Below are 18319 nucleotides of genomic sequence, written 5' to 3'. Positions count from 1 at the left end.
GAAGTCACCAGAGTGTAACGTGGTCGTGACACCACGGCGCGGCTTGGGCCTGTGTCATCCACGCATGGCGTGGATCTACCTGCTGATGCGATCCAGCCAGCAGGCCAGGCCCTGTGCGTTGAGTTCGATGTCCATCGCCAGCACGGCAATCACCGCCGCATCGTCCAGCGCACAACCATGCTGCTGCGCCCGTTCCAGGTACAGCGCCTGCAGTGCCGCCAGCAGGCAGCGGTGGCGGTCCGGCCGGCCATCGCACTGGCGGCCGATGGCGGCCATCGCATCGATCTGTTCGAACAGGTCGTTGGCCAGTTTCTGCACCTGCCCCACGCGCCCATAGTGGGTCAGGTACATCGCCTGCGGGGCGTAGCCCAGCATGCGTCGGATCGAGGCCTTCATCGCCTCCGGGTCGAACTGCACCGGCGAGGAAGTCGGGAAGATGAAAGCGCCCTGCGCGCTGTCCAGCTCGCGGTAGGAGATGCCGAACGTATCGCCAGTGAACCAGCTGCGGCTGCGAGCATCCCACACGCAATAATGGTGCAGTGCGTGGCCCGGCGTGTGCAGCAGCACCAGCTCGCGGCCAGCGAGATCGATGCGGTGGCCGTCTTCGGCCACCACCACGCGGTGTTCGGGAATCGGCTCGATGCGGCCGTAGCTGCGCGCGATCTCTTCGGCGCCGTACACCGCCGTCGCACCCGCAATCAGCCGGGTCGGGTCGATCATGTGCGGCGCACCGCGCGGATGCAGCACCGCCTTTGCGTTGGGCAGCTGCTGCATCAGCAGTCCGGCGCCGCCGGCGTGGTCCAGGTGCACGTGCGTGAGCAGCAGCCAGTCCACGGCATCCACGCCCAGGCCAGCGTCCACCAGCGCCTGCAGCATCGCCGGCACAGACAGGCCGGTGCCGCAGTCGACGAAGGCCGCGCGGCCGTTTTCAACGATCAGGTAGGCCGCGTCGAAGTCCGGGCGCTGGAAGCCCGTATCGATCGTGTGGATGCTGGGGTCGGCGGTCATCGGCACGCACCTGGCAGTCTCGGGAACAGACGCCCATGGTAGGCGCGCAGGCGGCCCGGGTTCGATGCGGCTTTGGTCGGGTAGTGCCGGCCGCTGGCCGGCAACCTCGGGATGGCCGGGAGAATGCATGTGCCGGCCAGCGGCCGGCACTACCGATCAGCCAGAACGCAATCCGAACCGCGGCCGCAGCAGCAACGCCAGCACCAGCACCGCCAGGAACGCGCCATAGGCATACAGCACCGCCAGCACCTGCGGCCAGATCGGGCCGGCGCCGGGCTGCACCACGCCAATGCGGTAGCCCCACAGCATCGACACGATGCTCAGCGCGAACGCCACGACCAGGGTGGTGCCATCGAACAGGCGCCGCCGCGCGCTGCGCGGCTGGCGCGGAAACAGCCAGTACAGGCTGCCCAGCAGCAGGAACCAGGGCAGGAACAGCAGCAGCGACAACCAGGCCATCGCAGACTCCATGTCATCGCGCCAGAGGCGCGCGGACATCATGCCATGGGTGCTGTGCCACGGTCGTGCCGGCGGGGGGCTTCCCTGTAGAGCCGAGTCGAGCATGGCTCGACTCTACGCCCGGCGATCAGGCCGCTTCGCGCAACGCAGCCAGGGCGGCCAGCACCGCGTCCACCTCGGCGTCCAGCTTGAACAGCTCGCTCTGCAGCTGGTCGCCCTGCTCTGCCTGCTTGATCACCGCGATCAGCTGGCCCGCATCACGTGGCGAATCGAAGCCTTCGCTCTGGATCAGCAGCGTGCCGTCACCAGCGGTCAGCTTGAAGTAGAAACGCCCATCCTTCTCGCGGTACTGCTTGAACTGCGGCGGCGCCACGCGGGCCACGCCGGCATCTTCGCTGGCGATGTCACCGGCACTGGACAGGTCACGCAGGCCCACCGCATGGCGCAGCTCGTCGAGCAGCGGTGCCGCCAGCTGCTCGCGCAGCTGCTGGCCACGGCGCTTGAGCAGCGCTTCGATCTTCTCCGGCTCGGCCATCAGCGCGTTGTAGCGCTCGCGCAGCGGCGACAGCTCGCTGTCGATACGCTCGAACAGCTGCTGCTTGGCGTCGCCCCAACTGATGCCGGCGGCGAAGGCCCTGGCGAATTCCGCGGTCTGTTCCGGCGTGGCGAACGCCTGGTACATCTGGAACAGCGCCGAGCCTTCGGTGTCCTTCGGCTCACCCGGCGCGCGCGAGTCGGTCAGGATCGAGAACACCAGCTTCTTCAGCTCCTCGCGCGGCACGAACAGCGGAATGGTGTTGTGGTAGCTCTTGCTCATCTTGCGGCCATCCAGGCCCGCCAGCGTTGCCACCTGCTCATCGATCACCACGTCCGGCAGCGGGAAGTACTCCTTGCCGTACACGTGGTTGAAGCGCTGGGCGAAATCGCGCGCCATCTCGATGTGCTGGATCTGGTCACGGCCCACCGGTACCTGGTTGGCCTTGAAGATCAGGATGTCGGCGGCCATCAGCACTGGGTACATGAACAGACCGGCGCTGACGCCTGCGTCCTCGTCCACGCCTTCCTCGCGGTTCTTGTCCACTGCCGCCTTGTAGGCGTGCGCGCGGTTGAGGATGCCCTTGCTGGCGATGGCGGTCAGGAACCACATCAGCTCGGTGGTCTCGCGGATGTCGCTCTGGCGGTAGAACCACACGTGTTCCGGGTCCAGGCCGCAGGCCAGCCAGCTGGCCGCGATCTCCAGGGTCGCGCGCTGGGTGCGCTGCGGGTCCTGCGACTTGATCAGGCTGTGCAGGTCGGCCAGGAAGAAGAAGCTCTCGATCCCCGGCGCGCGGCTGGCCGCGATCGCCGGACGGATGGCGCCAACGTAGTTGCCCAGGTGGGGCGTGCCGGAGGGGGTGATGCCGGTAAGGACTCGGGTCGTCATGACTGCGTGGGGTAACCTTCGATGAACGGGGCCAGTTTACCTTGCACGCCACCAACCCCGTCAGGGCCTGCGGCGCGTTCATTCACGCAACCCCGCTGGAGACGCCCGATGAAACGCCTGCTGCCCCTGCTGCTGATCCTGCCCCTGGCCGGCTTCCGCCCGGTCCCGCCACCGCCGCCGGTATACGACGGCGGCCCCGTGCGCATGGCCCTTGTCGACCGCGACCGCGGCACCGAACTGCGCAGCTACCCTGCCGAGGGCCAGCGCTGGGTGGCCGGCGAGCGCGGCCACCGCTACGCCGTGCGCCTGTACAACGACAGCCCTCGCCGGGTACTGGTAGTGCTGTCGGTGGACGGCGTCAACGCCATCTCCGGCGAGGATGCCGATCCCTCGCAGACCGGCTACGTGCTCAATCCCGGCCAGCGCGCCGACATCACCGGCTGGCGCAAGAGCCAGGACGAAGTGGCGCAGTTCGTGTTCAGCAGCCCCAGCGGCAGCTATGCCAGCCGCACCGGCCGCCCGGACAACATCGGTGTGGTCGGCGTGGCCGTGTTCGAGGAAGCGCGTCGCTGGCGCCCCGAGCCGATCCTGCGCCGTGGCCTGCCGCCGCCGGCTCCAGCCGCACAGGCCGAAGCGGCGGCCGACGCCAGTGCCAGCCGCATCGAGGGTTACGCCAGCAAGTCGCAGGCCCCGGCGCTGGGTACCGGCCATGGCGCACGCGAGCAATCCTCGGTACGCGACACCGACTTCGAACGTGCCAGCCGCAGCCCTGCACAGGTATTGCAGCTGCGCTACGACAGTGCCCGCAACCTGCGTGCGCGCGGCATCCTGGTCGATGCGCCCTCGCGCCTGCCGCGCGAACCGCAGGCGTTCCCCAACCGCTACGTGCCGGACCCTCCGGCCCGCTGATCGTCCCGCGCAGACAACACGACGCCCGCAACCTCACGGTGCGGGCGTCGTGATGTGGGGGAAACCGAAGCGCTTACTTGTAGTCCGGGTAGTCCTTGCTCACCGCGTCCTGGAACTCACGCACTTCCTTCTCCGCGCGGTCCTTGGCCCAGCCATAGCGTTCCTGCAGGCGGCCGGCCAGATACTCGGCATTGCCTTCGGCCACATCGAAGTCGTCGTTGGTCAGATCGCCCCACTTGGCCTGGGCCTTGCCCTTCAGCTGCGACCACTTGCCGGAAATGATGTCTTTGTTCATTGCTGGGAGTCCTTGGTTGCAACGGCGTTCTTACCGTGGCTCCAGCTTCGCGCAGTCCCTGTTGAGTACCGGTCAACCGGCAATGAAATGCACGCTCACCTGCTTGAATGGTTCACTACGCTTCGACACGTACGCTGCAGAGAAACGCGCAAGCAAAAAGGCCGGGGAGATCCCCCCGGCCTTTTTGCTTTCCGTTCCACTTCAGGCTCAACGGCCCTTGGCGGCATCCTCAACCTTTTCACCGGCCTTCTGCACGTCCTTGCCGGCACCGGCCACGGTGTTGCAACCGGCCAGCAGGGCCACCGAGAACATCGACAACAGCATCAGGGCAACTACGCGCTTCATGGGCTTCTCCTTGGGTTCGCCGCTATACCGCTTCATTCGCGGATGGGATTCTTTCGCTCGGCGGGAGGGCACCAATGCCCACTGCCGCCGCGTGAAGTGCAATCTGGCGGCAGGGGCGTGGAGCGGGCGTGAACGGTTCGGCGATCCATTCAGCAGGGGGCGGTCAGTCGCGCATCAGGGTGGACTTGCCGAACAGGCTTTCCACCAGGTCCACGGCCAGTTCGGCGGTGGCATTCTGCTTGTCCAGCAAGGGGTTGAGCTCGACGATGTCCAGCGATCCCATGCGCCCGGTATCGGCGATCATTTCCATCACCAGCTGCGCCTCCCGATAGTTCACCCCACCCGGCACCGTGGTGCCGACGCCCGGCGCGATGCTGGGGTCGAGGAAATCCACATCGAAGCTGACGTGCAGGTGGGTGTTCTCATCAATGCCGGCCAGCGCCGCTTCCACGGCACGCTTCATGCCGTTCTCGTCGATGTAGCGCATGTCATAGACATCCACCTTGTGGGTCTTGATCAGGCGCTTCTCTTCCGGGTCCACCGAGCGGATGCCGATCTGGTGCATCTGCGCCGGGGTGATCGCCGGTGCGCTGCCGCCCAGACGGGTCAGCGCGTCCGGGCCGAGGCCGCACAGGCAGGCCACCGGCATGCCGTGGATGTTGCCCGACGGCGTGACATCGCTGGTGTTGAAGTCCGAATGCGCATCCAGCCACAGCACGCGCAGATTCTTCCCCTGCTCGCGGCACCAGCGCGCGACGGCGGTGATCGAACCGATGCCCAGGCAATGGTCGCCACCGAGCATGATCGGCATGCGCCCGGCCTGCAGCTCGGCGTAGCTGGCTTCCATCAGTGCGCGGTTCCAGGCCACCACCTCATCCAGGTGGCGGTAGCCCTCCACCGGCGCGGTCCACGGGTTGCGCGGGCCATCCAGGTTGCCCACGTCGCGCACGTCCACGCCGCGCGCTTCCAGCGCCTCCGGCAGGCCCGCCACGCGCAGCGCCTCCGGCCCCAGCCGTGCGCCGCGATGGCCCGCACCGACATCGGTGGGAACGCCAATCAGGGATACGGAAATGGGGTGGGCCATGGCTGCCTCCTGCGGTGCGGAAAAAGAAGCACAGTCTAGCCAGAGCTGTGTGACACCACTCGCGGCGGTGCAGCAGGGCATGGGTCAGATCGTCGCGGCCTGCCAGCCGTATCCGGTCAGGCATTCCAGCGCTGGGTCGTCAGGAATTGGACCTTCCGCGATCCACCTCACATCCCGGTCGGTTTCGCCTCTTACGCAAGGCTGTTGTTGTGTCCACGCTGCGCAGGCACCCTGAAGGTGCCGCCTCACTTCCTCAATCATGGAGCACCACGCGCATGAAACATGCACTCAATGGACTTGCGGTACTGGCAATTGCCCTGGGCGGACTGTTTCCCGCCGCTGCCAGTGCACCCTCGCAACGCATCACGCATACGGTGACCTCCGATGCGTATCCCATGCAGACGGCAGGCGCACGCCAGGTACTCGACTGGGTGGCGCAGCGGGTGAAGCCGTCGTTCGCCCCGCAGGGCTACGGCAACGTACAGGTGGAACGACAGGCAGTCTCCGTAGGCCTCGCGTCTGCACGCTCGGATGAATCGATTCCTGGAAAACTGCCAGACCAGGGAATTCCCGGTGAGATCTACCGGGTGGAAAACCTGCTCCCCGACGGCTCCCTGCAGACGTGGGAATTCACCTGGGTGGAGCCCTCATCCGGCCATGGCGGCGGCTGGGATGTCACCGGGTACTCCTACAAGAAGGGAAATGACCCGGTGAACCAGCAGTAACAGGACGGGGGCAACGCTTGCTGCATTGCCCCCTTCAGACTCGCGGCCGACGGCAGACGCGCCGGCGCGATATCTCAACCGCCGCGGCGACGAACCGGCGTCAGGCTCTGCACCTGGCCGTTGTTGCGCATCATGCACAGGAAGCGGCCGTCGGGATAATCGATGATCAGTTCCTGGTAATCGCTGCCCACCGGCATCTGGGTGACCAGCGCGCCCTGAGCGCCCTTGCGCATGTTGCAGGCGCCCAACGCGGTATCGCCTGCCGGCGCCGGGGTGGTCACCGAAGACACATTGCGGAACACCGCGCGGCAGCCGCCATTGACCCACACCGAGTGCCGCGACAGGCCCCAGTTCCTGCCTTCCTCGCATCGGGTGCGGCTGAGCTGGCGCACGATTTCCACATTGCCACGGGTATTCAGATCGCACGACACCTGCTGCTGGCCGGTGGATTCGCAGGTGACTTCGCGCGGCAGCGCGGCATCCCCGGCGGCACCGTCGCGAGAGCGTTCGCCGTTTGCGGCGGGCGCAGGCGTGCCGCTGGCGCTGACTTGGCAGATGCCATTGGCGCCGCCACGGCCGGTGTAGCTGACCTGCGGCGCGCCGTCATCGTTGCGGCTGATCGACAGGGTGATGCCGCTGTTGGCATCGCGTGCTTCGAAATAGCGGTCGTTGAAGCGCTTCAGCGCCGTCTCGCGGCCCTGCACGTAAACCGGCCCGCCGTCGTCGGCGTGCACATCGATGCCGCCCGGGCAGCTGGCGTTGAAGAACGGCACGGCGGCCATGGCCGGGGCTGCGAAGGTTGTGACCAACAGTGCGACGGTGAGCGGCAGGGCGTGGCGACGCATGGGCGGGTCCCGAAGGGCATGTGTCCCCAGTATGTGTCGGGGGTCTGCAAATGGTCTGTGAGGAGAATCAAAAAAGCCGGCAGCGCATTCGGGCGTTTGTGTTTGCTATGGTAGCTGTGGAGCCTTGCCCAGGCTGTTAAGTCACCTTTACTTCGTGGGCCAGCTCAGGGCATACGGCAGCGATGGTTCGGGCAGATTTCTCGCTGATGGCGCCACTGCGCAATCTGTCGCTTCTGGCATTGCGATGCCCGAAACGGGCCAAACGCGATAATTCATTTTTCCTTTCAGATCACCCGATGCCATCGAAACAATCGACTGGCAGACGGGGATTTCGCCTGCGCATGATGAATCGCCGCCTGCAAAGGTGGTCGGGACTTCCAAGCCCGTGTTGTCAACGATGTATACGCTTGCCAGCCGGCGTCGTCCTTTCAGGGGCAGCGCCGGCTGGCAATCCGTTAGCCGATCGACGGCGGGCGGTGCGTGGGGGCCTCGTGCCCGCCGATTCGTTGACCCGGTCTTGGAAGCCACGCATCGCCCGCCACCCTATCGTGGCGGCACCTCTGTTCCTGACGAGGATGCCCGCATGTCCAGAACCAACCACCCATACCTGACCGCCACCCTGGGCGAGGCCGCCCTGCGCCTGCCGCCCGAACTGGCGCAGCCATTGGAAGCCGCTTTCGCCGCTGCGAACGAAGCGCCTGCGTCCATCAACCTGCCCAGCTGCCTGCAGCGCATCCGCGCCGGTGATGCCGCCGATGGACAGCCGTGGACGGGGCCCGCCAGCACACCCGGCCAGGCCGTGGCCGCCGCACGCCGGGATCGCGCTGCGGTGGGTTTGGTGTCGCTGTTGGAGCTGTACCACGCCGCCGAGCGCGTGCGCGTGGACGGGGAAGAGAAAGACGACATCGGCGACGGCACGCGCGAAGGACTGATGCTGGCCTGCCGGGGGCTGGCGGAGTATGTGGCGTTGCAGGTGCGTAGCTGAGGCTGCTGCGGTCGCAGTGTGTGTGTGCGGCATTGATCGAAGGATCTGCCCGCGCCATACAGTGAGTTGACTCACCGGGTTGGGACGAGAAAACCAGCGAATGGCGGTTTCTTCATCTTCGTTCCATCGCCTTTGCGACCGGCGCCGCGCCGACGCATCATGATCGGCGCATGTGCTTATGCTGCGCTGGCGTGCAATCGCACACCCAAGGCACGGATCACGGACCAATCCGCAGTCAAAAGATGCTGTGCTAGATTCAAGAGCGTGACATTGGCACGAGAGACGCTTTCATGGATGCATGGGTCGAGAAATGCGCTTCTTCATCAGAACGTGAACTTCGGCGCCACCTCTGGATAGCAGTGCGTCGTCGCCTCGCGATCGCTGTTCCGGCGCTTGTGCTGGCAGCATGTACGAGCGCCGCGCCGCCGCCCCCATCAGATCATCTGAATCAAAAACAGCCCGTCGAATCAGGTAGTCAAACTGGTATGGAGCGGTTCAAGAACGATATCGAGCGTTTGACCAAATTGCGTTTTGATGATGTCGACGCATTGAATGAACAGCTCCACACGCACCTGGGAGAACCGACTCGACAAGGCTTGAAGGACGAGCGGACCGCAGAACGCGGCATGCTGGGCGGACTTGGTATCCAGAACATCACGCTGAGAAGTCCTGCCGACGATCCTACGCACGCGACCTTGATCTTTGAAGTCACACCGCCGAGCATCGCGCTCGAGGGAATCATCTGGGAAGAATCCGCCATGTATCCACCCCACCCGGATGCGCCTGATTCCCGCCCTTACTGGTCTGCTCAGGTGAACAGTGCCAAGGTTGTACTCGGGCTCTCCCTTGACCACAAGACGCTGACCTACGTATCGATCAGTCAGCGCTGATCCCTGTCATTGCGAAAGAGCCGCACCATGGAGCGTACTGAAGAATCTGCACTGTCACAGCCGCAGGAGAGTGGCCGACCAGGGGCAACACGTCGTCCGGCTTCGCCTTTGGTTGATCCCTCGCTGGCACCGCTTCTGACCAAATCCCCAACACTTCGAGCGGGTCTTGCGCAGGCTGATAGTCCCTTGCACGTGGCAAGAGAGTATTCATCGTCGAGGGAGCGATGGACGATCCTGCCCAACGCCGTGGAACCATGAGTATGATGGACGCGCTTCGCCTGCCTGAAGCAGAGTCCCTTCATCGCGCTGAAGCGTTGGCCGCAAATCTGGAACAGCAGCCGGCGCAGCAGGTTCATGCGCAGGACGGGCCAGCGTTCTCAAGGTAAGGCCGTCGACGCAACCGCTCTGCCGCCCTTCGAACAAATGGGAGTACCTGAAGCAGCGCAAAGAGGCGCTGACTCATGGGAATGGGGGCGATTATCCTAGTCGAACGGATGACCTGGTTGTCGTGGAACACCTGACGCGATTCGCTGGAGCGGAGGCATCAGCCCCGCTTTCATGTGGGGACAAGATGCGCACAATTGCAATCTTCCTGGTTGGCGTCTGCACCATTGTTCTTTCAGGCTGCGCGACTACCACACTTCCCAATGGGGTTGCTTCAGCGGGATACACTGAAGTTGTTTCCGTCCCTCTAGGCCCTCTCCGTTACTTCCATACGACTTCTGTTCTACCGGGGAAGAACGCCGTAGGCGCTACGAACCTCGTCCGCTGCACGAACACCGCGCGGACGATCAACCTGCAGATCGCGAACGGGCTGGCGCTTGATGCCGCAGATGTGTGCGCACGTATCGATGCTGCGGCTGCGGCATCCGAGTCATGGATACCGGCAGCATCAAACAGGTACCGAATCCTTCTTCTGCCGGAAGGCACTGCTGGGGCAATACGAACAAGATCGCTTGGCCTCTTTGCCACGGGCAGGCAGCTTGCGTTTGTGGCACCTGTCTACAGTAATCAACATAGAACCTTCGCGAATTTGGTTGACTTGGTTGCGCACGAGAGCTTTCACGCATTAGGCCACGCTACAAAACACCGCCGAGGACTGGACGAAAGAAGTGCCTACTACGCGGGCCTGTGCGCGCAACTTCGGATCAACGGCCTCATTACGGAAGAAGACTTGCCGGGGGCCCCTCTCGAGTCCGGTGATCGGGCAGTACGATACTCCTCGCAGGAGGCCTATCGTGTGCGCTTGGAAACATATCCGTTGCTGGCGGACGGAAGCATCCGGCTTGGAGCTCCATCTGGCGACTTGATGCTGGACCGATGCCAGCAGATCAGAAGCGAGGTTGTCGGGCTTCAGTCGAGCTCATTAGTTCCTCCTAGGGGTCTGCTTCCCTGAGGTCAGCGTAGGGACGGACGGCAGACGCAGAAAAGGCCAGCGCACCGCGCTGGCCCTTTTCATTGAAAGCACTGTTTTCAAGGCGTTTCAGAGCTTCCCATGTGGTGCCGCTTATCCGAATCGAACGGATGACCTACTGTTTACAAGACAGTTGCTCTACCAACTGAGCTAAAGCGGCATGGGTGGTGCACCGGCGGCAGCGCCGCGGTCAGGGGATTCTAGCGCAACCGCGTGCATTCCAGCGACCGGCTCTGCGCCGCGCCGCTGCGCTGCTGGGCCTGGGCCGGCTGCGTGCCCGCCGCCAGCTGCCCTTCCAGCCACCATTGGCCGGCGTCGCCGCTGGCGACCAGGCGCGGCTGGAAGCCGGCGGCCTGCACCGCCGCCATGCGCCGTTCGGCGCCTTCGCGGTTGCGGTACTGGCCCAGCGCCACGGCGTTGGCCTCCTCGCCCTGGCTGATGATGTAGTAGTCGCTCAGGCCGGCGGCGACAATGCGTTTCACGGTGGCCTGGGCTTCATCACGGTTGGCGGCGGCCGGCAGCATCACCCGGTAACGGGCGCTGCCGCTGGCAGCGGGCTGTTCGCGCAGGCGCACCTGGCTGAGCAGCGTGCCGGCCTTGCCCTGCGCGCTGCTCGCGGCGGCGCGGTCGGCGAACGGGCCCAGCGCGACGCAGCGCGGCGGCTCGGCGGCCGCGGGCGGGGTTACGGGCTTTTCCGCTGCCGGAACGGGTACAGGCGGTGTTACCGGCTTGGCAGCGGCAGCAACCAGCGCAGCCTCAGCCACCTGCGGCTTGGCGGATTCCGGCTTGGCCGGCACGGCCGGCGCGGGTGTCGCAGCCACCGCGGTCTTCGCCGCCGGTTCGCGCTCCATCAGCGGTGCAGTCGGGGCGGCGGCGGTGGCCTCGGCTGCGGCAATGGCATCCACGCCACCGGGCACCCAGCGCAGCTCGGCGACGCCAGCCGGTTGCGGCGCAGGCGCAGGCTTCTGCGGCGCCTCGCGCAGCAGCCACCAGCAGGCGACGCCGAGATTGAGAATGGCCAGTACGACGATCAGGGCACGGGTGAGCATGCGCGGATACTAGCGCGCGGGCTGGTGCACCGCCCAGCGGGCGAGGCCATCCAGCACCAGCGAGGGGTGGTAATCGGCAGCGGGCAGCAACGGCATCAGCGCCGCTGCGCCGCCACCGTGCACCAGCAGCGACGGTGCCACGCCCAGCAGCGTGTGCGCGTGCTGTGCGCTGCGTTCAATCAGCGCCACCGCAGCGCCATCGCAGCCGGAGGCCAGCGCGTCGGCGGTGTCGTTGGCGAACTCACTGTAGCCGCCACCGGTCGCGGGCAGCTGCACGGCACGGGCATGCAGTGCTTCGCGCATGGTGGTGGGCGATGCGGAGATGCGGCCACCGTGGTGCTGGCCGTCGGCATCGAGCAGATCAATCGTCAGTGCGGTGCCCACGCCGACCACCAGCACCGGGCGCTGCGCCTTGGCCGCGGCCAGCAGGGCCAGGAAGCGGTCGACGCCGAACTTTTCCGGCTTGGCATAGGCAATGCGCACACCGGCGCATTCGGCGCTGGTGCGCACCACGTGCACGTTTTCGAAGCGGCGTTGCAGCTGGTCCAGCATCGCGCTGGTCAGCGACGGTGCGGCCACGCTGGCCACGAACGCGGTGCGGCCGCTGGGCAGGCTGTGCGGCGGCTGCCCGGCCATGCCTTCGGCGCCATGCGCCCAGGCCTGTACGTCACCGGCACGGTCACCCTGCAACGGCGCGAACTTGAAGCGCGAGTTGCCGAGGTCGAACAACCAATCGCTCATGCCGCCCTCACGCTGACTTCGCCGGCGTGCAGCAGGCGTTCCTGGCCATCGATGCGCACGCGCAATGCGCCGTCATCAGCCAGGCCAAGCGCAGTACCGTGCTGCCACTGCCCGTCCAGTTCCACGCGCACTTCGCGGCCGGCCAGCATGTCGAAGGCAGCGTAGCGCGGCAGGAACGGAGCGAGGCCTTCGCGATCGAATTCCTCCAGCGCCGGCAGCAGCCGCGCCAGCACGGCGGCAACGACCACGTTTCGATCCACTGGCTTGCCAGCCAGCGTGTCCAGGTCCACCCACGGCTGGGTGATCTGCTCGCCGAACGACGGCGGCATGTGGGTGTTGATGCCGATGCCGATCACCGCGCGCGCCGGGCCGGCGTATTCGCCACCGCCCTCGGCAAGCAGGCCGACCAGCTTTCGCTTGCCATCGACGATCAGGTCGTTCGGCCACTTCAACTGCGCTTGGGTGTAGCCCAGGTCGTGCAGCGCTTCGGCCACGGCGATGCCGGCCACCAGGCTCAACCCGGCCAGGCGCCCCAGGCCGCCGGAGTACAGGCGCATCACCGACAGGTAGATATGCGCGACCAGCGGCGAGGCCCAGGTGCGGCCACGACGGCCGCGGCCACCGGTCTGGCGTTCGGCCAGCAGCACGCTGACCCCGCGCTGGGGCGCGCTGCACCGCAGCAATTCAGCGTTGGTGGAGTCCACCGTCCAGGCCACCTGCAGGTCGTGCAGCAGGGCCTGGGCATCGGCGGGCAGGCCGGCGCGGATCGCCGCCGGGTCCAGCAGGTCGACCGGGCGGGTCAGGCCATAGCCCTCGCCAGCACGGCCCTCGATGTCCACACCTGCGGCCCTAAGCCCTTGAATACGCTTCCAAATAGCGGCCCGGGTCTGGCCCAGCTCTCGGGCCAGGGCGTCGCCGGACAGGCGACCGGCAGCGAGTTTGGCCAGCAATTGGCGATCGTCCACGGCAGCTTCCACGAAGTCAGGCAGGAATTATGCGGGAAAGCCGCCAGCGACGCCTGCCACGCTGGGTTCCGCAGGGGCTTCCAACGGGGCGCCGGGTTCGGGCTAGAATCGGGAACTCACCCTCCCTTAACGTGGATGTCGTCAATGCGCCGTTATGCCCATTGCCTGATCCTGCTGATGATGCCCTTCGCGGCGTCTGCAACGGCAGCGCTGGACGACAGCCGCGGCGCCTGCGTGTCCTCCAACGGTGATGCCGCCTCGCAGCGCGCGCCGACCGCGACCGCCTCGGCTGCGACCACCAAGCCGGCACCGGTACGCCCTGCGGCCAGCAGTGCCACCAGCACCGGGGGCGGCGGCAGCGACGACGACGTGCTGCAGCGCATCCGTGCGCCGAAGTGGCACAGCTACCTGCCGGGAATGTTCCGCTGATCAAGTCGTTGCTGCAGTGGCTGCGGCCCTCGCCGCGGCCGATCGACGATGCGCTTTGGGAAGACGCCTGCCGCCGTGCGGCCTGGCTGCACGGCCTGGACGACGAACGCCGCGCGCGACTGCGCGTGCTGGCCACGCGCTTCCTGCATGAGAAGACCATTACCCCTGTCGGTGAACTGCAACTGCAGGCTGGCGATGGCGTGCTGCTGGCCGCACTGTGCTGCCTGCCGCTGCTGGAATTCGGCGAAGTGGGGCTGGAAGGCTGGTCGCAGCTGATCCTCTACCCGGATGCGTTCCGCGTGCACCGCAGCCACATGGATGCGGCCGGCGTGCTGCACGAGTGGGATGACGAGCTGATCGGCGAGTCGTGGGACAGTGGTCCGTTGATCCTGTCCTGGGCCGACGTGCAGGCCGACCTGGCCGCGCCGCACGAGGGCTACTGCGTGGCGGTGCATGAGATGGTGCACAAGCTCGATGCACTGGATGGCGCGATGGACGGCACACCGCCGCTGCCGCGGCAATGGCAGCGCGAGTGGGTGGCCACGTTCCAGCGCGCCTACGATGCCTTCTGTGCGCAGGTGGACGCAGGCGAAGAGACGCTGATCGATCCGTATGCGGCCGAGGCGCCGGAGGAGTTCTTCGCGGTGGCCAGCGAGTACCACTTCTCGGCACCGGATCTGCTGCAGCAGGCGTTGCCGGAGGTCGCCGCGCAGCTGCGGCGGTTCTACGGCGAGCCGCCGAAGATCGAAATGCCGTAGTGCCGGCCGCTGGCCGGCAACCTCATGATCTTCGATGGCATTGCTTGGTTGCCGGCCAGCGGCCGGCACTACCGATCAACGAGGCTTACGGCCCCGGCGGCAAGCGCACTTCGAAGCGGGCGCCACCCAGTTCGGCCGAACGGCCCACGGTCAGTTCGCCGCGGTAGTCCTTGATCAGGTCCTGCACGATCGACAGGCCGATGCCGTGGCCCTGCACGCGCTCGTCGCCACGCACGCCACGCTGCAGCACCTTGCCGATGTCATCCGGGGCGATGCCCGGGCCATCGTCGTCCACCGCCAGCAGCAGGCCGGCACGGCGTGCGTTCGGCGCCGGCAGCGGCTGTGCGGTCAACAGCACGCGGCGGTTGGCCCACTTGAAGGCGTTCTCCAGCAGGTTGCCGAGCAGTTCCTGCAGGTCGCCCGGTTCGCCGTGGAAGCGTGCGACCGGGTCGATATCGAATTCGCACAGCACGCCCTTGGCGGCGTAGACCTTTTCCAGGCCACGCACGATTTCCTCGGCGTTGGACTCGATCGGCAGCGGCGCGGAGAACAGCTTGTGGCCTGACGAGGCCGCGCGTGCCAGCTGGTACGAAACCAGGTTGTTCATGCGCTGCAGCTGCACGTCCAGTTCTTCGCGCAGCGCACCGTCGCCGGCGCCGCTGTCCATCTGCGTGCGCAGTACCGCGATTGGCGTTTTCAGGCTGTGCGCGAGGTCGGCCAGGGTGTTGCGCTGGCGCTCGAGGTTCTCGCGCTCGCTTTCGATGAAGGCGTTGATGCTGTCGGTCAGCGGTTCCAGCTCGCGCGGGTGGCGCTCGCTCATGCGCTCGGTCTCGCCGCGCTGCACCTTGGTCAGCTCGGTGATCACCCGGCGCAGCGGGCGCAGGCTCCACTGCAGGATGACGGTCTGCAGCAGCAGCAGGATCAGGCCGATGCCGCCCAGGTAGAACCAGACGCGGCCACGGAACACGCGCAGCTGCGCACCCAGCGCGCGCGAGTCTTCCATCACGTAGATGGTGTACGGGAATTCAGTGGCGGGGTCGGCGTCGGCGCCCCACACCAGGCCCAGGCCATAGCGGTACACCGAGCCCTGGCTGCCATCGATCTGGATCATCGGCAGCGGGCCTTCGAACACTTCCTGGCGCGGCGCCAGCAGGCCGCCGCCCACGGTGGGCAGCATGGGCCCTTCGGCGGACATCGAATTGCCCTTGCCGTGCGGCATCACCACCTGCAGGTACAGGCCACTGCCGGGTACGTCGAAGCGCGAATCCGGCGGCTGCTCGCGGATATACAGCGAGCGGTCGCGGGTGAAGTCGATGCCGGCCGCGTAGGAGGTGGCGTAGTTCTTCAGGCGCTCACGCAGGTTCGCCTTCGCCGTATCGGCGAAGGCGGCGTCGAGCGCGTAGCCGGCCAGCGCCAGGAACGCCACCAGGCCCACGGACGCGGCGAGCATCTGGCGCGCCTGCAGTGAGCGCGGCCGCCAGCGTCGGAAGAACCACAGACGGCCGGACATCGTGTTATCGCCAGGGTGAGCCGGCTCAGCCCTCGTTGCGCGGGATCGCGAAACGGTAGCCGCGACCGCGCACGGTCTCGATCGGCTTCAGTTCGCCATCCGGGTCCAGCTTCTTGCGCAGGCGGCCGATGAAGACCTCCAGCACGTTGGAGTCGCGGTCGAAGTCCTGCTGGTAGATGTGTTCGGTGAGGTCGGCCTTGGAGACCAGTTCACCGGCATGCATCATCAGATACTCCAGCACCTTGTACTCGTAGCTGGTCAGGTCGACATTGCTGCCGGCCACGCTGACCGTCTGGGCAGCAAGGTCCAGGGCGACCGGGCCGCATTCCAGGGTCGGCTTGCTCCAGCCGGCGGCGCGGCGCAGCAGCGCGTTGACGCGGGCCAGCAGCTCTTCGACGTGGAACGGCTTGACCAGGTAATCGTCGGCGCCCTGCTTCAGGCCCTCGACCTTGTCCTGCCAGCTCGAACGCGCGGTCAGGATCAGTACCGGGAACTTCTTGCCTTCGTCACGCAGGGCCTTGATCAGCTCCATGCCCGACATCTTGGGCAGGCCAAGGTCGATGATGCCGACATCGAACGGAACTTCGCGCCCCATGTAGAGGCCTTCCTCGCCGTCCTGCGCAGCATCGACGGCAAAGCCTTCGCGCTTGAGCCGGGCTGCCAGGGTCTCACGCAGCGGGGCTTCGTCTTCGACCAGAAGGATACGCATGAACTCTCCCTAGTGTCCTGGGTGTGGCCCGGAGGCCTGTGGGGTACGGGTTGATAGCGACGACTATCCCTGTTCAGGGGTTATCGCCGCGTAGTGATGACATATCCGACCGCGGCGTGCGCGGCTGTGAACGCGACGGGGCAGGGTCGTCCATGTAGCGGACCCGGCCCCGGTCGTCCATGTACTTCACCCGGTTGATATCACGACCATCGAACGGCACGCGCTCGGCGCCGAGGATGTGGCCGCCGGTGCTGCGCTGCACGCGGCGCACGGCATCGGACAGCGAACGCTCGTCGCCACGGTTGCCGCGCTCTCCCCGATCCATCATTTCCGCCCGTGCCTGCTCGCCGCGCGGCGGCTGTTGCGCCAGCGCCGACGACAGCGGCGCAGCCGACAGCACCACGCAGGTGGCCAGGGCAATGCGGCAATGGAAGGGAGCGGAAGACATCGATGCGATCCTAGCCGAGCACGGCGATTCGTTCAAAAGTCGTAAATCCGGGAGCCGGGTGCGGGACCCGGCCTTTACAATTCCTTTGCAAATTCTTGGTTTGGGGCAGTGAATCCGGTCTGAACTTTTCCGGCCGCAGCCCTGCGATGTTCAGCTAGGTGAACATTCGGGACGAATCGCCGTCCCTTGTCAAGTCAGGAATGTGACTGCGGTCACGCTGCGGCACGATCGGCTTCGCGCTCGGTGACCGACAGCGCCTGCTCGACCAGGCTCCAGTCGGCGCCCGGGCGGTGCGCGCCCTCGCTCAGCACCTGGCGGAACGCGCGGCCACCGGGCTGGCCGTGGAACAGGCCGAGCAGGTGGCGGGTGATGTGCTTCAGTGCCAGGCCTTCGCCCAGGCGCGCTTCCACGTAGGGACGCAGCGTGCGCAGCAGGTCACCGCGCGCCTGCAACGGCGCGCCGGTCTGCAGCGCCTCCAGCTGATGCAGCAGGTAGGGGTCGTGGTAGGCCGCGCGGCCCAGCATCACGCCATCGACATGCGCGGCCTGCGCCTGCACCGCCTCGATGCTGGCCAGGCCGCCGTTGAGCACCACCGGCAGCCCCGGGCGCTCCTGCTTCAGGCGGTAGGCCCAGTCGTACTTCAGTGGCGGAACCTCGCGGTTCTCCTTCGGCGACAGGCCCTTCAGCCACGCGTTGCGCGCATGCACAACCACCATTGCGGCACCGGCGGCGACCTGGCGGTCGACGAAGGCGGCGAACACGTCGTAGTCGTTGTCCTCGTCCACGCCCAGGCGGCACTTCACCGTCACCGGGATATCAACCGCGTCGACCATCGCCGCCACGCAGTCGGCCACCAGCGCCGGCTCGCGCATCAGGCAAGCGCCAAAACGCCCGGCCTGCACGCGGTCGGACGGACAGCCGCAGTTGAGGTTGACCTCGTCGTATCCCCACTCGGCGGCAATGCGCGCAGCCTGCCCCAGCAGGGCCGGATCGCTGCCGCCCAGCTGCAGCGCCAGCGGCTGTTCGCTGACATCGAAACCGAGCAGGCGCTGGCGATCGCCGTGGATGACCCCATTGGCGTGCACCATTTCCGTGTACAGGCGCACACCCGGTGCCAGCACGCGATGGAACACGCGGCAATGGCGATCGGTCCAGTCCATCATCGGGGCCACGGACAGGCGCAGGGAATCGGCGTAACGGGCGGCGGCGGACGTCATCGGGGTGTTGATCGCGGAGACTGGCATTGCCAGTGAGATCAATAGTTTACACCGGGTGGCTGAACGGCGGCGGGTGGCGCCGGGGCTGGCCGCTCGACCGGCCCCGGGGAC

The 18319-nt window shown here is 66.4% G+C and carries 20 protein-coding genes and 1 tRNA gene; 6 read left to right on the top strand and 15 right to left on the bottom strand.

The window, feature by feature from the left end:
• Positions 1-75 precede the first annotated feature (75 nt).
• The 3 genes from AC10QF_RS07410 to AC10QF_RS07400 all read right to left on the bottom strand — a co-directional run bounded on the left by AC10QF_RS07410 (position 76) and on the right by AC10QF_RS07400 (position 2890).
• Positions 76-1008 (bottom strand): MBL fold metallo-hydrolase, encoded by a 933-nt coding sequence (locus AC10QF_RS07410; protein ID WP_494541995.1) that lies wholly within the window; start codon positions 1006-1008, stop codon positions 76-78.
• A 156-nt stretch (positions 1009-1164) separates the two neighbouring features.
• Positions 1165-1467, bottom strand: a complete 303-nt coding sequence (locus AC10QF_RS07405) for a hypothetical protein (RefSeq protein WP_032954673.1) — start codon at positions 1465-1467, stop codon at positions 1165-1167.
• A 127-nt stretch (positions 1468-1594) separates the two neighbouring features.
• On the bottom strand, positions 1595-2890 hold the full coding sequence (locus AC10QF_RS07400; RefSeq protein WP_005420592.1) for a tryptophan--tRNA ligase: 1296 nt from the start codon (positions 2888-2890) through the stop codon (positions 1595-1597).
• A gap of 108 nt (positions 2891-2998) precedes the next feature.
• On the opposite strand from AC10QF_RS07400, the gene AC10QF_RS07395 reads away from it, so the two are divergent.
• Positions 2999-3799: a hypothetical protein gene (locus AC10QF_RS07395; RefSeq protein WP_069138049.1), complete on the top strand. Its 801-nt coding sequence runs from the start codon at positions 2999-3001 to the stop codon at positions 3797-3799.
• A gap of 73 nt (positions 3800-3872) precedes the next feature.
• Here AC10QF_RS07395 and AC10QF_RS07390 read toward each other — a convergent pair whose 3' ends face one another.
• The 3 genes from AC10QF_RS07390 to rocF all read right to left on the bottom strand — a co-directional run bounded on the left by AC10QF_RS07390 (position 3873) and on the right by rocF (position 5523).
• A complete protein-coding gene (locus AC10QF_RS07390) occupies positions 3873-4094 on the bottom strand; it encodes a CsbD family protein (protein ID WP_004153772.1) in 222 nt (73 codons plus the stop codon).
• 207 nt (positions 4095-4301) lie between these two features.
• Entirely contained in the window at positions 4302-4439 is a 138-nt protein-coding gene (locus AC10QF_RS07385) for an entericidin A/B family lipoprotein (protein ID WP_005407710.1), read from the bottom strand.
• Positions 4440-4602: 163 nt separating this feature from the next.
• The gene (gene rocF / locus AC10QF_RS07380; RefSeq protein ID WP_005420594.1) at positions 4603-5523 is read right to left on the bottom strand and encodes an arginase; all 921 of its coding nucleotides are present in this window, start codon (positions 5521-5523) and stop codon (positions 4603-4605) included.
• Between the two features lie 275 nt (positions 5524-5798).
• Between rocF and AC10QF_RS07375 the strand changes: the two genes are divergently transcribed.
• On the top strand, positions 5799-6248 hold the full coding sequence (locus tag AC10QF_RS07375; RefSeq protein ID WP_111176964.1) for a hypothetical protein: 450 nt from the start codon (positions 5799-5801) through the stop codon (positions 6246-6248).
• 74 nt (positions 6249-6322) lie between these two features.
• Here AC10QF_RS07375 and AC10QF_RS07370 read toward each other — a convergent pair whose 3' ends face one another.
• The gene (locus AC10QF_RS07370; protein ID WP_111176962.1) at positions 6323-7093 is read right to left on the bottom strand and encodes a DUF3011 domain-containing protein; all 771 of its coding nucleotides are present in this window, start codon (positions 7091-7093) and stop codon (positions 6323-6325) included.
• Between the two features lie 583 nt (positions 7094-7676).
• Here AC10QF_RS07370 and AC10QF_RS07365 point away from each other — a divergent pair.
• Together AC10QF_RS07365 and AC10QF_RS07360 are read left to right on the top strand one after the other, a co-directional pair.
• Positions 7677-8078 (top strand): hypothetical protein, encoded by a 402-nt coding sequence (locus AC10QF_RS07365; RefSeq protein ID WP_164263496.1) that lies wholly within the window; start codon positions 7677-7679, stop codon positions 8076-8078.
• A gap of 290 nt (positions 8079-8368) precedes the next feature.
• Complete coding sequence (locus tag AC10QF_RS07360; RefSeq protein ID WP_134972372.1) at positions 8369-8968, top strand: hypothetical protein; 600 nt, start codon at positions 8369-8371, stop codon at positions 8966-8968.
• A 1498-nt stretch (positions 8969-10466) separates the two neighbouring features.
• On the opposite strand, the gene AC10QF_RS07355 is transcribed toward AC10QF_RS07360, so the two are convergent.
• From AC10QF_RS07355 to birA, 4 genes are all read right to left on the bottom strand, one after another.
• Positions 10467-10542: transfer RNA gene (locus tag AC10QF_RS07355), tRNA-Thr, on the bottom strand.
• Between the two features lie 40 nt (positions 10543-10582).
• Complete coding sequence (locus AC10QF_RS07350) at positions 10583-11431, bottom strand: SPOR domain-containing protein (RefSeq protein WP_494541994.1); 849 nt, start codon at positions 11429-11431, stop codon at positions 10583-10585.
• Positions 11432-11440: 9 nt separating this feature from the next.
• Positions 11441-12172, bottom strand: coding sequence for a type III pantothenate kinase (locus tag AC10QF_RS07345; protein WP_069138054.1), 732 nt, complete (start codon positions 12170-12172; stop codon positions 11441-11443).
• Positions 12169-13137, bottom strand: a complete 969-nt coding sequence (birA, locus tag AC10QF_RS07340; protein WP_494541993.1) for a bifunctional biotin--[acetyl-CoA-carboxylase] ligase/biotin operon repressor BirA — start codon at positions 13135-13137, stop codon at positions 12169-12171. The genes AC10QF_RS07345 and birA overlap by 4 nt, the downstream gene beginning before the upstream one ends.
• Before the next feature lie 144 nt (positions 13138-13281).
• Here birA and AC10QF_RS07335 point away from each other — a divergent pair, with 144 nt between their 5' ends.
• Positions 13282-13566 carry a hypothetical protein gene (locus AC10QF_RS07335; protein WP_014645622.1) on the top strand — a complete coding sequence of 95 codons (285 nt, stop codon included), beginning with the start codon at positions 13282-13284 and terminating at the stop codon, positions 13564-13566.
• A complete protein-coding gene (locus AC10QF_RS07330) occupies positions 13533-14324 on the top strand; it encodes a M90 family metallopeptidase (protein ID WP_494541992.1) in 792 nt (263 codons plus the stop codon). Before AC10QF_RS07335 ends, AC10QF_RS07330 begins: the two co-directional genes overlap by 34 nt.
• A gap of 85 nt (positions 14325-14409) precedes the next feature.
• Here AC10QF_RS07330 and AC10QF_RS07325 read toward each other — a convergent pair whose 3' ends face one another.
• From AC10QF_RS07325 to dusA, 4 genes are all read right to left on the bottom strand, one after another.
• Positions 14410-15834 carry an ATP-binding protein gene (locus AC10QF_RS07325; RefSeq protein WP_005420622.1) on the bottom strand — a complete coding sequence of 475 codons (1425 nt, stop codon included), beginning with the start codon at positions 15832-15834 and terminating at the stop codon, positions 14410-14412.
• 25 nt (positions 15835-15859) lie between these two features.
• Positions 15860-16543, bottom strand: a complete 684-nt coding sequence (locus AC10QF_RS07320) for a response regulator transcription factor (protein ID WP_004136763.1) — start codon at positions 16541-16543, stop codon at positions 15860-15862.
• Between the two features lie 73 nt (positions 16544-16616).
• A complete protein-coding gene (locus AC10QF_RS07315; protein ID WP_005420623.1) occupies positions 16617-16991 on the bottom strand; it encodes a hypothetical protein in 375 nt (124 codons plus the stop codon).
• 212 nt (positions 16992-17203) lie between these two features.
• Entirely contained in the window at positions 17204-18235 is a 1032-nt protein-coding gene (gene dusA, locus AC10QF_RS07310) for a tRNA dihydrouridine(20/20a) synthase DusA (RefSeq protein WP_494542010.1), read from the bottom strand.
• Between the last annotated feature and the right edge of the window lie 84 nt (positions 18236-18319).

This window comes from Stenotrophomonas maltophilia complex sp. Om-AH-Sm3 (assembly GCF_059337855.1).
This window is presented reverse-complemented; position numbering and strand designations above follow the sequence as displayed.

Coding starts and splice junctions, on each gene's coding strand:
- AC10QF_RS07410 (WP_494541995.1), bottom strand. CDS start 1,008: ATGACCGCCGACCCCAGCATCCACACGATCGATACGGGCTTCCAGCGC.
- AC10QF_RS07405 (WP_032954673.1), bottom strand. CDS start 1,467: ATGGCCTGGTTGTCGCTGCTGCTGTTCCTGCCCTGGTTCCTGCTGCTG.
- AC10QF_RS07400 (WP_005420592.1), bottom strand. CDS start 2,890: ATGACGACCCGAGTCCTTACCGGCATCACCCCCTCCGGCACGCCCCAC.
- AC10QF_RS07395 (WP_069138049.1), top strand. CDS start 2,999: ATGAAACGCCTGCTGCCCCTGCTGCTGATCCTGCCCCTGGCCGGCTTC.
- AC10QF_RS07390 (WP_004153772.1), bottom strand. CDS start 4,094: ATGAACAAAGACATCATTTCCGGCAAGTGGTCGCAGCTGAAGGGCAAG.
- AC10QF_RS07385 (WP_005407710.1), bottom strand. CDS start 4,439: ATGAAGCGCGTAGTTGCCCTGATGCTGTTGTCGATGTTCTCGGTGGCC.
- rocF (WP_005420594.1), bottom strand. CDS start 5,523: ATGGCCCACCCCATTTCCGTATCCCTGATTGGCGTTCCCACCGATGTC.
- AC10QF_RS07375 (WP_111176964.1), top strand. CDS start 5,799: ATGAAACATGCACTCAATGGACTTGCGGTACTGGCAATTGCCCTGGGC.
- AC10QF_RS07370 (WP_111176962.1), bottom strand. CDS start 7,093: ATGCGTCGCCACGCCCTGCCGCTCACCGTCGCACTGTTGGTCACAACC.
- AC10QF_RS07365 (WP_164263496.1), top strand. CDS start 7,677: ATGTCCAGAACCAACCACCCATACCTGACCGCCACCCTGGGCGAGGCC.
- AC10QF_RS07360 (WP_134972372.1), top strand. CDS start 8,369: ATGGATGCATGGGTCGAGAAATGCGCTTCTTCATCAGAACGTGAACTT.
- AC10QF_RS07350 (WP_494541994.1), bottom strand. CDS start 11,431: ATGCTCACCCGTGCCCTGATCGTCGTACTGGCCATTCTCAATCTCGGC.
- AC10QF_RS07345 (WP_069138054.1), bottom strand. CDS start 12,172: ATGAGCGATTGGTTGTTCGACCTCGGCAACTCGCGCTTCAAGTTCGCG.
- AC10QF_RS07335 (WP_014645622.1), top strand. CDS start 13,282: ATGCGCCGTTATGCCCATTGCCTGATCCTGCTGATGATGCCCTTCGCG.
- AC10QF_RS07325 (WP_005420622.1), bottom strand. CDS start 15,834: ATGTCCGGCCGTCTGTGGTTCTTCCGACGCTGGCGGCCGCGCTCACTG.
- AC10QF_RS07320 (WP_004136763.1), bottom strand. CDS start 16,543: ATGCGTATCCTTCTGGTCGAAGACGAAGCCCCGCTGCGTGAGACCCTG.
- AC10QF_RS07315 (WP_005420623.1), bottom strand. CDS start 16,991: ATGTCTTCCGCTCCCTTCCATTGCCGCATTGCCCTGGCCACCTGCGTG.
- dusA (WP_494542010.1), bottom strand. CDS start 18,235: ATGCCAGTCTCCGCGATCAACACCCCGATGACGTCCGCCGCCGCCCGT.